Genomic DNA, 13,466 nt, shown 5'->3' with positions numbered 1-13,466 from the left:
CCATTGACGGCGCCGGTGACCCGTATGTCGTCACCCGCGAATCCGGCGGTCACAAGGGCGCTGTTGCCGGCCAGGGTAACCGGGCCACCCAGACGGATGGAACCGCCCGTGGTGCTGACCAGATCGCCGGACAGGGTGACGGCTCCGGCATAATCCTGAAGGCCGGTGGTGGTGACCGAGCCCAGGGTGACACTGGACCCGCCGGCCGACAGCAGCGTCAGCGCCTGGGTGGCACCCACCGGACCGCCCAGCGTGACTTTGCCGGCGCCGGCATCGGCCACCAGCGCATAGGGACCATTGACGGCGCCGGTGACCCGTATGTCGTCACCCGCGAATCCGGCGGTCACAAGGGCGCTGTTGCCGGCCAGGGTGACGGGGCCGCCCAGACGGATGGAACCGCCCGTGGTGCTGACCAGATCGCCGGAAAGCGTGACCGTACCGGCATAATCCTGAAGGCCGGTGGTGGTGACGGCGCCCAGGGTGACGGTGGACCCGCCAGCCGACAGCAGCGTCAGCGCCTGGGTGGCGCCCACTGGACCGCCCAGCGTGACTTTGCCGGCGCCGGCATCGGCGACCAGGGCATGGACACCGTTGATGGCACCGGTGACCTGCACATCATCGCCCGCAAAGCCGGCGGTGACGATGGTGCTGTCGCTGGCCAGGGTGACGGGGCCGCCCAGGCGGATGGCGCCGCCGGTGGTGCTGACCAGATCGCCGGACAGGGTGACGGCACCGGCAATATCCTGGCGGCCGCTGGTGCGCACGCCGTTCAGCGCCACCGTGCCGCCCTTGGCGGCCAGACCGGCCAAAGCCTGGGCGGCGCCGACCGTGCCCAGGTTGACGCTGCCGGTCCCGGCATCGATGGTCAGGAAGCCGGTGCCGTCGATGGCGCCGGTGATGCTGACACTGTCATTGGCGCCGCCGGCGGTGACGATGGTCGCCAGATCACCGACCGTCAGGGGGCCGGCGAGCGTGACGCTGCCGCCCAGCAGATTGCCGGACAGCGACAGGCCGGTATTGGCGCGGACGCTGCCAGTGCCGGCATCCAGCGTGCCAGAGACCGAAACGCCCCCCTGCCCGCCATCCAGCACGATGTCGCCGCCTTCCTGGCGGACGCTGTGCGCCTGGACGATGCCGGTCATGTCGATGACATTGTCGACAACGCGCGCGGCCGTGGATGCCGACAGCAGCACCGACGCGCCCTGCACCAGCCCGGCCTGCTCCAGCTTCGCGCCATTGACGGCGGAACCGGCATCGAAGCTGATCAGCCCGTCGCCAGCCAGATCCAGGGTGAAGCGCTGGGCGGCACCCAGGGTGACGCGACCCAGTTCGGCCCGGATGGTACCGGCATTGCGCACCTGCGGGGCCACCAGAGCCGCCAGGCCGGTGCCGGCGGTGATGGTGCCGTTATTGGTGATCGTGGCACCCGCGACGGCTGAGGCCGCGTCGAAGCGGTAGTCGCCGGCGATGAACCGGTCGTTGGCGATGTCGGCGGTGGTGGCCACCAGCGATCCCACATCCACCACCGACCCGGCGCCGAACAGGATGCCGTTGGGATTGATCAGGAAGATGCGGCCATTGGCGGAGAGCGAACCGTCGATCATGCTGGACTGGCCGCCCGTGACGCGGTTCAGCGCGATGGAACCGGCGCCGGGCTGCACGAAGCGCGTGGTTTCGCCGGCGGCGATGTCGAAACCGCGCCAGTCGATGATGGCCTTGTCGCTGCCCTGCAACACGTCCAGCACCGATCCGCTGCTGTCGAAACCGACGGTGCCATGCACGACGGTCGGGTTCACGGGATTGGCGGCGGCGACACCCGCCAGGGCCAGGGCTACCACGCCGGTCAGGGCGGTGCCGGCCAGCAGGCGGCGGCGGGAGTGCATGTCACGGACCATGGGTTCATTCCCCTTATGCATCGGGCGCGCGGATCAGAAGCGGGTGGTGACGGCGACGAAGAAGCGGGCGTCGCGGTCGCCCTTGGTCGCCACGTCGCGGCGCAGCGGCTTGGCCACGGCCAAGTCGGCCGACATCATGTCGTCCAGGTTGGCGCGCAGGCCGGCACCGACCGAGGCCATCTGGACCCCGTCCATCTGCGTCACCGGGTCGTCGTTCCAGACCTTGCCATGGTCATAGAAACCGTAGATCTGCACGCCCACCGCCTCGCCCACCGGCAGGGCGTAGCGCAGTTCCACCAGACCGGCGATGCCCTGGTCGCCCGACAATTCGCCATCGTCGAAGGCGCGGCCGAAGGCGGCCCCGCCCAGCTTGAATTCCTCCTGCGCCAGCAGCGCGCGGTCGGCGATCTGGGCGGTCAGGGCCAGGCGGGCCGACAGGCCGTTGCCCAGGGCCTGCACCCGCTCCGCCTCGACATTCATGCGGGTGAATTCCGACGATCCGGCGGCGCGCGACTTGTCGGCGGCGCCATCTCGGGTGGCGCCCAGCAGGTCCAGCCCCTGCACGACACGGGCGGCGAAGCGGTTGGCACCGCCGGCCCGGTCCAGCAGGGTGAAGTCGGCGCCCAGCGACAGGGTGCGCACCACATCCTGGGCGAAACGTTGGCCGAAAAAGGCGGTGCGCGTCTCATAGGCGTTGAATTCGGCGTCGATCACCAGGCTTTTCGACCGGGTGCGCACGAACGGGTGGGCGGCACGCAAGGTCACGCCGCTATAGCGGGTGGTGACCTCCAGAGCCGCCAGGCTGTCGCCCGGCTCGCCCCGCTGAATGGACCCGCGCACGCCCAGGATGGTGCCTTCGCCGCCGACCTGCTGATCCCAGGACAGGGTCAGTCCCTGCTGTTCGTCGGTATCCTCCAGGGCGGTCAGGCCGGAGATGGTGAAGCGTCCGCCATCGGCGGCGGTATTGAAGGCGGCACCGGCCGACAGGCGCCAGGGGCCGGTATAGACCGAACCGCGATTGTCGATCGCGGCATAGGCCTGGACCGTCTGCTGTTCCAGCTTCAGGGTCAGGACCGACCCGCCCGTCTGCCCGGCGGCGGGCGACAGCACGGCGCGGGCGGTCACACCCGGCAGATCATTGACCAGCAGCAGCCAGCGTTCCAGGTCACCAATGTTCACAGCACCCTTGGTGGCCGTCAGATGATCCAGATAGGATTGGATGCGCGCGGCATGGGGGCCGGTATCGCCCTCCACAACCGTCTTGGCGATGAAGCCTTCGACCACGCGGATGGTGGCGACGCCATCGGTGATGCGCTGGGCCGGGATCACTGCGCGGGCCAGAACCCAGCCGGCATCGCGGTAGCGGGCGGTGATGGCATCGGCCGTGGCGTAAAGGTCGGCCAGGGTCACCGGCTTGTTGGTAATGGCGGCGGTCAGGTCGTCAAACGCGGTGGCCGGCATCGCACCGGCGCCTTCCACCACGACCCGCGACAGGGTCAGCGGGGTGGTGGCGGCACCGGCCACGGGGGCGGCACCCGGAGCGGGGGCGATGTCGATCCCACCCGTTGCGGGGGCGGCGGGTCGGGTCGGGGCGGCAAGGTCGGGGCGGCGCGGTTCGGCCACCGGCGGCAGCGCCTGCTGCGCCAGGGTGGGACCGGTCAGCAGCAGCAGGGCCGTACCCGAGGCCAATACCATACCCAACCGGCGGGAGCCCCGCGAAATCGAATGAATACTCATGGTCGCCGCCAACCTTCCCCTGTTTGCGGCGCGAAGCGGTGCCGGAATGGACACCATCGCCGCCATCTGAGATCGGGATGAAAACCTGTCGCCGGCCCCTGGACGGAAACCGGACGCCTGAAACGTCCCTGGCTTCTAACCGGATTTTGTTACGGATTAATGAGAGTTCCGGGATGTATAGCGATCAGATAAAACTAGATATTGATAATCAATTGCATTTCTATGCTTTATGCCGTTCGTACAGGCTGCGCTTTCAATAATAAAAGTGACGCATAATATTCATGCATCCCCAAAATTACCGTCTTGTTCGCCGGTGTAGACGATGGGCCGACAAAGGCGACCCCCGCCTCCAGTTTTTTGGCGCCTCATATCCAGGGAGCAAGTCCGTGAGCCAGATCGACGTCCCCGAAATCGACCGCGATAATCTTGAAGAACGTGGCATCGGCGCGGACAAGACCTTTGACAAGGTGCTGGAAGCCAGTGTCGGCCGTCGCCATTTCCTGCGCGGCACGGCCACCACGGCCGCCGCCACGGCGGCCCTGTCCGCTCCCGGCATTTTCCTGACCGGAAACGAAGCGCAGGCGGCGACCCTGCCGCTGAGCTTCACGTCGGTTGCCGAGACCAAGGCCGACAAGGTGACGGTGCCGGCCGGGTACGAGGCCAACACCCTGATCCGCTGGGGCGACCCGCTGTTCCCCGGCATGGCGCCGTTCGACCCGACCAAGCAGACGCCGGCCGACCAGGCCAAGCGCTTCGGCTTCAACTGCGACATGGTCGCGGTGTTCCCGGAACGTTTCGGCGCCCCGGCCAAGATCGGCCGCCTGCCCTACCCGTCCTATCTGATGTGCGTGAACCATGAATATACGTCGGGGCCGAACATGTTCCCCGGCTATACCGGCAGCGAGAACGAGGCCCTGGTCGAGATCGAGGCGCATGGCATTTCCGTGCTGAACGCCCGCATCCTGAACGGCCGCTGGAGCTATGACGTCACCTCGCCCTATAATCGCCGCATCACCGGCACGACGCCGATGCGCGTCACCGGACCTGCCGCCGGTCATGCCAAGCTGAAGACCCCGGCCGATCCCACGGGCACGCTGGTGCTGGGCACCTTCAACAATTGCGCCGGCGGCTTCACCCCCTGGGGCACCTATCTGGCGGCGGAAGAGAATTTCGACCAGTATTTCGCCAACCGGTCGCGCATCACCGATGCCAAGGTGGCGCTGGACCATACCGACTATACCGTCACGTCCGGTGCGTCGGGCCGCAAGTGGGAAAATTACGTTCCCCGTTTCGATTGCGCCAAGCCGGAAGGCGTGAACGAGCCCTACCGCTTCGGCTGGATGGTCGAGGTCGATCCCTATGACCCGACCGCCATGCCCAAGAAGCGCACCGCCATGGGCCGTTTCAAGCATGAGGGTGCGACCATCGCCCTGACGCGCGGCACCAACAAGGTCACGGCCTACTCCGGCTGCGACACGGTGTTCGAATATGTGTACAAGTTCGTGTCGGCCGGCACCTACAACACCACCAACCGCGCCGCCAACATGGACCTGCTGGAAAACGGCACGCTCTATGCCGCGCGCTTCAACGCCGATGGTACCGGCGTGTGGCTGCCGCTGGATCTGAACGATCCGGTCACGGGCCCGATGCTGGCCGCGTCCACCTATCCGGATGGCACCCGCCGCTTCCAGACCCAGGCCGACGTGCTGATCAACAGCCGCCGCGCCGGCGACGCCGTCGGCGCCACGCCGATGGACCGTCCGGAAGACCTGGAAGCCACCGTCGATGCCGATTTCTACGGCAACGGCAAGATGTTCATCATCCTGACCAACAACACCTCGCGCCAGGCCGCCACCAGCACGGCCAATGTGACCAGTGGTGCCCGCGCCGGTGCCGGCCGCGCCGTCCCGGCCAAGGCCGACGCCGCCAACCCGCGCGGCCCCAACCGCACGGGCCATATCGTGGAAGTGACCGAGGCCGGCAACGACCATGCCGCCAAGACCTTCACCTGGCGCATCTTCCTGCTGGCCGGCGACCCGGCGGCGGCGGCCACGGCGGCCGACAATGTCGCGCTGAACGGCATCTCCACCTTCACCGGTGACCGTTTCGGCTCCCCCGACAATGTCACCTTCGACAATAGCGGCAATATGTGGATTGCCACGGACGGCACCCCGTCGAACTATCCGTTCAATGACGGGATCTATGCCATGCCGCTGTCGGGCACGCCCGGCCAGCCGGTGCCGGTGAAGCGCTTCCTGTCGGTGCCGGCCGGTGCCGAATGCTGCGGCCCGCTGATGTCGCCGGACAACACCTCCTTCTTCATCGCCGTCCAGCATCCGGGCGAGGATGTCAGCGGCCTGTTCGACAATGCGCAGTCCAAGTGGCCGGACGGCGAGTATCCGCGCCCGTCGGTGGTGTGGATCCGCCGTACCGATGGCGGCCGCATCGGGTCTTGATACCAAGCGCAATTGAATGTTGGATTGGGCCTTCCATCGCCAAGATGGAAGGCCCTTTTCCATTTCCTGCCGACCGCATGCCCATGCTGCCACCCGAACCCTTTCCCTGGCCCTTCGATGGCGACACCTATCGCCTGGGCATGGGGCTGCGCGCGCAAGACCCGGCGCAGTGGTTGGCGCCCGACACTGGCTGGCCCCCGCAACTGGCCGAGCGCGCCCGACTGCTGGCCACACGGAAATGGGACTTGCTGGCCCTGATGCCGGAGGCGCGGGCGGCGGCAGCGGAATTGCTGGACCTGCTGACCGCCCATCTGACGGGGCGGTTTGCGCACTGGTTCAGCGCTGTGGAAGGCGGGATCGACAGCAAGGTGGTGGGGACGGTGCTGAACCAAGGCGATTTCGACCATCCGCTGCATCTGCTGGGCCACCTGCTGCCCGACGATCTCTGCCTGCTGACAAGAACGCCGGGCGGATGGCGGTTGACCGGTGGGGTGGTGTGTTTCCCGTCGCACTGGTTTCTGCCGCATATGCTGGGCAAGCCCCTGCCCGGCATTCACCGGCGGGTGCCGGGCTATGACGCGACGCTGGCCACGCCGGTAGACCGGTTCTTCGACACGCTCACCCCCGGCCGCACCGTCTGGCGCGCCAACTGGACCCTGGCCGACGACCCCACCTTGTTCCAGCCGGGAACCCAGGCCCATACCCCGGCCAATGAAGGCATCGATGCCGACAATGCCGGGGACAGGCTGTATCTGCGGGTGGAGCGGCAGACGCTGAGCAAGCTGCCGCAGAGCGGGGCCGTGCTGTTCACCATCCGCACGCACCAGCGGCCCTTGTCGGTGCTGGACTTGGGCCAGCGCCGGCAGTTCGCGTCGGTGCTGCGGTCGGTGCCCGCGGATATGGCTTCCTATAAGGGGTTGTCGCGCACGGCCGGTCCGGCGCTGGGTTATCTGGACCCCGTCAGATAAGCGCCGCCAGCGCTGCCCGCAGGTCGGCCGGCAAGGCGTCCGGGCGGCGGGTGTCGCGATCGACATAGACATGGGTGAAATGGCCGGCGGCGGCGGCAGTATCGTCGCCCTGCCTGAAGATCGCCACTTCGTAGCGTACCGAGCTGTTGCCCAGATGCGCCACGCGGATCGCCACCTCCAGCATGTCGGGGAAGGAAACGGACGCGAAATAGCGGCAGCCCGTCTCCACCACCAACCCGATGGTGGTGCCGGCATGGATGTCCAGCACACCCTTTTCGATCAGATAGGCGTTCACGCCCGTGTCGAAATAGGAATAGTAGGTGACGTTGTTGACATGGCCATAGACGTCATTATCCATCCAGCGCGTGTCCAGCCGGCGGAAATGGCGGTACTGGTCACGGCCGGGGGCGGTGGGGCGGGACATCTGTCAGGGCTCCTTCAGGGTCACAACGTCTTACGGATGACGCCTTCCTGTGCCGTGCTGGCGATCAGGCGGCCCGTGCGGTCATAGATGCGGCCATGGTTAAGGCCGCGCCCGCCGCCCGACCAGGGGCTGTGTGTGCTGTAGAGCAGCCAGTCATCGACGCGGAAATCCGGCTCGTGCAGCCAGACGGCATGGTCCAGGCTGGCGCCCTTGGCGGTGCCGGTCATCCAGTTGATGCCGTGCGGCAGCAGCGACGAGCCCAGCAGCACCATGTCGGTAACATAGGCCAGGGCCACGCGGTGCAGGTCGGCGTCGTCAGGCAGCGGGGCCACGACGCGGAACCAGACATGCTGCACGGCATCGTGCGGCTGCCCGTCGGTGGGATCGACGCGGTTCACATAGCGCAGTTCCACGGCCCGGCGGCGGCGCAGGAAATGCTGGGCCATCGGCGGCAGCTTGTCGATGAAGCCCTTCACGATCTCCGCTTCGGGCGGCAGATCCTCCGGCAGGGCCACGGCGGGCATGCGATAGTCGGCATGTTCCAGCCCCTGTTCGGGCCGCTGGAAGGAGGCGGACAGGGTCAGGATCGGCACGCCGCCCTGAATGGCCTCCACCCGGCGGGTGGCGAAACTGCGCCCGTCGAAATCACGATGGACGCGCAGGTCGATGGGATGATCCTCATCCCCCCCGCGCATGAAATAGGCATGCAGCGAATGGGCGATGCGGCCCCCATCCACGGTACGGATGGCGGCGGCCAGCGCCTGGGCCACCACCTGCCCGCCGAACACCCGGCCCTTGCCGCCGATCTGGCGGGAGCCCTGGTACAGGTCGGGGCCCAGCTCCGTCACCGTCAGCAGGCGGACCAGCTTTTCCACCGTCTCTTCCGGGCCGGGGCCCGTGCTCACCGCTTCCATGCGGAATCCCCATGTTCAAACATGTGTATCACTATTTGGAGTGCGAGGGCCGCTGGCAAGCATGGTGGCAGCATGGGTGAATTGCTTGTAGAAGGATGGCTGCTTCCCAGCCCCGAGCGTTGCCGAGAATAATCATGGACCGCCTGACCATCAATGCCGCCCCCCGTACCCTGATCGACGGCGCCGTGCCCGTCTCCGCCCTGGGATGGGGCATGTGGCGCTATCATGATGACGACGTGGCCGCCGCCACGGCGCGGTCGATGGCGGCACTGGAAACCGGCATCACCCTGTTCGACACCGCCGATATCTATGGCTTTGGACACAGCCACGGATTCGGCGCGGCGGAAAGCCTGTTCGGCCGGGTGCTGGCCGCCAATCCGGGATTGCGCGACCAAATCGTGCTGGCCACCAAGGGCGGCATCCTGCCCCCCATTCCCTATTGGGCGCGGGGTGAGCGGCTGGTGGAATGCTGCGAGGCGTCGCTGACGCGGCTGGGCGTGGAATGCATCGACCTGTACCAGATCCACCGGCCCGACCTGCTGGCCCATCCGGCGGAACTGGCCACAGCATTGGACACGCTGCGCCGGCAGGGAAAGATCAAGGCGGCGGGCGTGTCGAACTATACACCGTCGCAGGTGGCCGCGCTGGCCGCGCACATGCCCTTCAAGCTGACTTCCATCCAGCCGGAATTCTCCCCCGCCTATGTCGATCCGCTGTTCGACGGGGTGCTGGACCAGGCCCTGGAACGCGATCTGGCGGTGCTGACCTGGTCGCCGTTGGGCGGCGGCGACCTGCTGGGCGAACCGAAGAATGAACGTGCGGCGGCGGTGATCGCGGTACTGGACAAGATCGCGTCGCGCCAGGGTATCGGCCGTGCCGCCGTGATCTATGCCTGGGCCATGGCCCATCCGTCGCGCCCCATCCCCCTGGTCGGCAGCCAGAATCCGGCCCGTATCCGCGAGGCGGCGGAGGCCTTCAAGGTCGAGATCACGGCACAGGATTGGTACGCGGTGGTGGTGGCGGCCCGTGGCCAGCCGATGCCGTAAGATGGGCAACCCGCGCTGGCACAGCCTGGCCCCGGCGCGGGTTCACCCCAATGATCAGCCCATGGCCTCGGTCAGTTCGGGCACGATCTTGAAGAAGCCCCCGCCCATTTGTTGCCCCATATTCCGCCCTGCCTTGTCTAGCAGTCACTCCAGATGACGCTGCGGACAATCCCGCCGTCGCGCGGGCGGGTACAGGCGGCGCTGGCCGTCGCACAGCCCATTGCTAGCGCTGCCTGGCAGATCGACACGCACCACACCGATCTCTTAGCGTTCATTCTGGCATTGTGAATGCTTTAAGGTGAAGCCCGTTCATTGTCACGGGGGCGGTTGATTCCCTCCCCCGTTCCGGTCTTGATCGCATGGTGCAAACAACGCCTGGCAGACATGATTGATCAAACGCCCCTTTCCCGGCCCGTTGCGATCCCTGCCGCGCAGCCGAAGCGGGTTTTCATGCTCGGCGCGACCGGCACCATTGGCCAAGCCACGGCCCGGGCTCTGGTGGCACGCGGGCATGAGGTGATCTGCTTTATCCGGCCGCGCGCCGGTGTCGGCGGAAGGCTTACGGCGGAGGACAGCGCCCTTCATCTGCCGGGCGCCAGCTTGCGCTATGGCGCGGTGACGGACCCCGCGTCTCTCCAGCGTGACGGGTTTTGCGGCGAGCCTTTCGATGCGCTTGTCTCCTGCCTCGCGTCGCGCACCGGCGCGCCGAAGGACGCCTGGGCCATCGACCATCAGGCGCATCTGAACGCGCTCGCTGCCGCGAAGGAAGCGGGTGTCACCCAGATGGTTCTGCTCTCGGCCATCTGCGTGCAAAAGCCGCTTCTGGCGTTCCAGCAGGCGAAACTCGCTTTCGAAGCAGCTTTGCTGGAATCCGGACTTACCTATTCCATCGTGCGCGCCACGGCATTTTTCAAATCGCTGGCCGGCCAGATCGAGCGGGTGAAAAACGGCAAGCCCTATCTGATGTTCGGCGATGGCACGCTCACCGCCTGCAAGCCGATCAGCGATGACGATCTTGGCGCCTTTCTCGCCGACTGTCTGGATGATCCGGCCCGCCAGAACCGCATCCTGCCGATCGGTGGCCCCGGCCCAGCACTGACGCCGAAGCAACAGGGCGAGGCGTTGTTCGCGCTCCTGAACCGCCCGCCCCGTTTCAGCCGCGTGCCGGTGGGGCTGCTTGATGCCATCATCGCGGGGCTGGGCTTGATGGGACGGTTCTTCCCCGCTCTCGCCGACAAGGCGGAGCTTGCCCGGATCGGACGCTATTACGCCACCGAATCCATGCTGGTTCTTGACCCCGTTACCGGGCGCTATGACGAGGCCGCAACGCCTTCGACAGGCAAGGACACCCTGTTCGAATTCTATGCGCGTGTCATCCGCGGACAGGACCGCGCCGAACGCGGCGACCACGCCGTGTTCTGACGACTGATGTCAGGGTCTGTCCAGGAACGGGGAGCAGGTCAACCCGAACGTCATATAGCGCTGACAGGCTGTCGGCCGTTACGAGACGAACCAGGTGGTTCTTCGCCTGTCTCCTCGGTGTCGGCCTGGCAACCGGAGCCGCGATCTTGAACGCTATCTGGCATGAACATCCCGTGCCGGACCCCGGGCGGGCGGGCTGACGAACCACCCGGTCGCGGCGGCGCGCCCCCCCTATCACTGCCTCAGCCACTCTCCCGGCCTCCCTTCCAGCCGCCCCAGGCCGGGAACAAAGCCGCCCCCAGATCGGCAACCAGGGGAAGAATGAAGATCAGGGCCGCTCCTTGCGTCGGGCCGATACCGATGATGGCGGCGGCGATCAGCTTGGCCAAGGCCGCCCGCCGCGCCACCAAGGCGGTTGGCTGCATCAGGCGCAGAATGGCGGACCAGACGGCGAACAGGCCGAACAGATTGACCAACAGCCAGCCGGTCGGCCCCAGGTCGGGCGCAATGCCCCCGCCTCCCATCCGCCGCTTCATCATGCTGGGACCGGCCGGCGCGTCAGTCCCCGACTGGCCGGAACTGTTGCATTATGTAGAGGCGCTGGCGGTACAGAGCCCCCTGCCCGCCTGGCCGGTATTGGACGAAAGGCAGGCGGCCGGCCTTTGCTACACATCGGGCACCACGGGCAATCCCAAGCGCGTACTGTACAGCCATCGCTCCACCGTGCTGCACGCCCTGGTCTGCGCCCCGCCGGCAAACATGGATGTCAGGGAAAGCGACAGTGTCGTGCCCGCGGTGCCCATGTTCCATATCAATGCCTGGGGACTGCCCTATATATCGCCAAGGCAGAGCTGCGGCGGTGGTTCCCGGCCTGACCCCCTGCGGACTGGTCCGTTGCGGGGAACGATCCAGGTGGATGGTCTTCGCCCTGTGGGCCGGGTGCTCCGTTGGACGCCCGGCCGGCCGGAGGCGGCTTGAAAGAGAAAGCATGACGCAGTTCCCTGACCCCGGCCGGTCTGGAATTTGTGGCGCGGATGGTGGCCAGCGGCGCCGATTTCATCGCCCAGATCGTCGACCATCTCAGTGATGGGCAGATCCATGCCGGGATTAACTTCATGGCGCGCGTCAGCGAGGTCGTCGAGGTCGATATGCAACCCAGCGCAGTGAGCGGTGAGAGAATGGCGGGTTTCACCGTGAGCATTTGAAAATCTCAGGTGACAACTCCGCCAGGGGCAGTTCATCGGGGGCAAAGCAGATGTCGGGCATTCCACTGCACAAGCTGTGGATCAATTTTCCGGATGTGACCTGGACCATTGGGCGAAGGCGTCCAGCGCCTTCTGCGGGCTGGAAATCCACCAGGAATAGCCATTGCGACGGCCAGCGGAGATGCCATTCACATCGTCATGGATAGTCTGATCCTTGTCGCCGAAGATCGGCAGGCCGGTGACCAGATCATAATTGCGCGACCAGATCGGGCCCGCGCCGGGCTTGTCGATCAGCTTGCGCCCCTCGTCGGTCTTCTCGAACGACTTGTCATAGACACGCATCGCTTGCAGCCAGGCAACCCCGCCACGGATCGCGGCCTTGACGGCTGGAGAGGGATCGGGTTCGCCCATCAGGAACAGCAGAATATCCGTGGTCTCACCACTGGCGATAGAGCGGGGCTCATAATTGCGGGCGCTGGTGGGCACCAGCCGCATGGGCTCCACCTGCTGCGGCCAGCCCATCAGCCGGTCGCCCTGGCGAACCTGGGCGGCCAGGATGACGTTGATGGCCTTGCTTGTGGCCTCCGCCGCGCGGCCTTCCAGTGCCGCCGGCACGAAGTCGAATCCTTCCGTGCCATGGGCGACATCGCGCAGAAGCATGGCCGCCTGGGCGACGGCATTGTCGTTGAAGGTGATCGAGTCATGGAAGCCACCTTCCAGCGGCCAGATCTGCGGCCAGCCGCCATTGGGATACTGGGCGTTCAGCAGGTAATGCACGCCCTTGATCACGCTGGCGCGCCAGGCATCACCCCTGTCGCCGGGCGCCTGGGCCGCGACCTTGGCGAGAAAGCGCATTTCCGACCAGGTGGCGTCATTGTCGAGCGTGCCGACAAAGGTCCAGAACCGGTCGGCGGGCGCGTCGAAATTGGCCGGGTTCTGCTCCATCGTCTCCGCGTCATTGGAGAAGCGCTGGCCCTTCAGCCGGGCGATGCGGCGATCCTGGTTCTTGCTCCAGCCACCGGCCGGGGTCTGGAAGCTGACGATGGCGTCGGCGATCAAACGGGCCTCATCGGTGGCATACCATTCGGCCGGACGGTCCAGCGGCATATTGTGCTGGTTGCCGCCGACCGCACGCGGCGCGGGCGGCGGGGCAACGCCAGCCGGCAGTTCCGCGGCCAGGGCATCGCGGTCGGCCTGCCGCTGTGCCTGGGAGCGCGACAGATACACGGCCCAGGCCTCGCGCTCACCATCGGGAAGCGCGCCAATCCGATCCGCCGTCAACCCGACGGCCGGTGTATTGCGACCGATGACCTTGGCACCGGCGACACCCCCCACACAGCAGGCGAGGGTCAGCGCGCCGAGTGCCGCCAGCGGCATGGCAAGAAAGGCTTTCATTCAT

The 13,466-nt window shown here is 66.6% G+C and carries 14 protein-coding genes; 8 read left to right on the top strand and 6 right to left on the bottom strand.

Features of this window, described 5'->3' with window-relative positions; genetic code table 11:
- A partial coding sequence (locus AC1Q7F_RS24260; RefSeq protein ID WP_492511115.1) for a two-partner secretion domain-containing protein occupies positions 1–1,895 on the bottom strand: 1,895 nt, incomplete at its 3' end.
- Between the two features lie 33 nt (positions 1,896–1,928).
- Positions 1,929–3,632, bottom strand: coding sequence for a ShlB/FhaC/HecB family hemolysin secretion/activation protein (locus AC1Q7F_RS24255; protein WP_492511114.1), 1,704 nt, complete (start codon positions 3,630–3,632; stop codon positions 1,929–1,931).
- A 386-nt stretch (positions 3,633–4,018) separates the two neighbouring features.
- Here AC1Q7F_RS24255 and AC1Q7F_RS24250 point away from each other — a divergent pair, with 386 nt between their 5' ends.
- Both AC1Q7F_RS24250 and AC1Q7F_RS24245 read left to right on the top strand, forming a co-directional pair.
- Positions 4,019–6,088, top strand: coding sequence for a PhoX family protein (locus tag AC1Q7F_RS24250; RefSeq protein ID WP_492511113.1), 2,070 nt, complete (start codon positions 4,019–4,021; stop codon positions 6,086–6,088).
- An 83-nt stretch (positions 6,089–6,171) separates the two neighbouring features.
- Positions 6,172–7,056, top strand: a complete 885-nt coding sequence (locus AC1Q7F_RS24245; RefSeq protein ID WP_492511112.1) for a heme-dependent oxidative N-demethylase family protein — start codon at positions 6,172–6,174, stop codon at positions 7,054–7,056.
- On the opposite strand, the gene AC1Q7F_RS24240 is transcribed toward AC1Q7F_RS24245, so the two are convergent.
- On the bottom strand, positions 7,049–7,480 hold the full coding sequence (locus AC1Q7F_RS24240) for an acyl-CoA thioesterase (protein WP_492511111.1): 432 nt from the start codon (positions 7,478–7,480) through the stop codon (positions 7,049–7,051). The two genes, AC1Q7F_RS24245 and AC1Q7F_RS24240, sit on opposite strands and share 8 nt — an antisense overlap.
- 20 nt (positions 7,481–7,500) lie before the next feature.
- Positions 7,501–8,394, bottom strand: a complete 894-nt coding sequence (locus AC1Q7F_RS24235; RefSeq protein ID WP_492511110.1) for an acyl-CoA thioesterase — start codon at positions 8,392–8,394, stop codon at positions 7,501–7,503.
- A gap of 134 nt (positions 8,395–8,528) precedes the next feature.
- Between AC1Q7F_RS24235 and AC1Q7F_RS24230 the strand changes: the two genes are divergently transcribed.
- The 4 genes from AC1Q7F_RS24230 (at position 8,529) to cydX (ending at position 11,062) form a co-directional block, all read left to right on the top strand.
- Positions 8,529–9,440 (top strand): aldo/keto reductase, encoded by a 912-nt coding sequence (locus AC1Q7F_RS24230; RefSeq protein WP_492511109.1) that lies wholly within the window; start codon positions 8,529–8,531, stop codon positions 9,438–9,440.
- A 153-nt stretch (positions 9,441–9,593) separates the two neighbouring features.
- Positions 9,594–9,728 (top strand): hypothetical protein, encoded by a 135-nt coding sequence (locus tag AC1Q7F_RS24225; RefSeq protein WP_492511108.1) that lies wholly within the window; start codon positions 9,594–9,596, stop codon positions 9,726–9,728.
- 162 nt (positions 9,729–9,890) lie between these two features.
- On the top strand, positions 9,891–10,862 hold the full coding sequence (locus AC1Q7F_RS24220) for an NAD(P)H-binding protein (protein ID WP_492511107.1): 972 nt from the start codon (positions 9,891–9,893) through the stop codon (positions 10,860–10,862).
- Entirely contained in the window at positions 10,799–11,062 is a 264-nt protein-coding gene (gene cydX, locus AC1Q7F_RS24215) for a cytochrome bd-I oxidase subunit CydX (protein WP_492511172.1), read from the top strand. The genes AC1Q7F_RS24220 and cydX overlap by 64 nt, the downstream gene beginning before the upstream one ends.
- 42 nt (positions 11,063–11,104) lie before the next feature.
- Here the strand turns inward: cydX and AC1Q7F_RS24210 are convergent, their stop codons facing one another.
- Entirely contained in the window at positions 11,105–11,386 is a 282-nt protein-coding gene (locus AC1Q7F_RS24210; protein ID WP_492511106.1) for a hypothetical protein, read from the bottom strand.
- On the opposite strand from AC1Q7F_RS24210, the gene AC1Q7F_RS24205 reads away from it, so the two are divergent.
- Both AC1Q7F_RS24205 and AC1Q7F_RS24200 read left to right on the top strand, forming a co-directional pair.
- Entirely contained in the window at positions 11,370–11,840 is a 471-nt protein-coding gene (locus AC1Q7F_RS24205) for an AMP-binding protein (RefSeq protein WP_492511105.1), read from the top strand. The genes AC1Q7F_RS24210 and AC1Q7F_RS24205 overlap by 17 nt on opposite strands.
- 56 nt (positions 11,841–11,896) lie before the next feature.
- Positions 11,897–12,067, top strand: coding sequence for a hypothetical protein (locus tag AC1Q7F_RS24200; RefSeq protein ID WP_492511104.1), 171 nt, complete (start codon positions 11,897–11,899; stop codon positions 12,065–12,067).
- An 81-nt stretch (positions 12,068–12,148) separates the two neighbouring features.
- On the opposite strand, the gene pelA is transcribed toward AC1Q7F_RS24200, so the two are convergent.
- The gene (pelA, locus tag AC1Q7F_RS24195; protein WP_492511103.1) at positions 12,149–13,462 is read right to left on the bottom strand and encodes a pectate lyase; all 1,314 of its coding nucleotides are present in this window, start codon (positions 13,460–13,462) and stop codon (positions 12,149–12,151) included.
- Between the last annotated feature and the right edge of the window lie 4 nt (positions 13,463–13,466).

It is taken from the genome of Niveispirillum sp. GW835-FHT14G11 (genome assembly GCF_058793615.1).
This window is presented reverse-complemented; position numbering and strand designations above follow the sequence as displayed.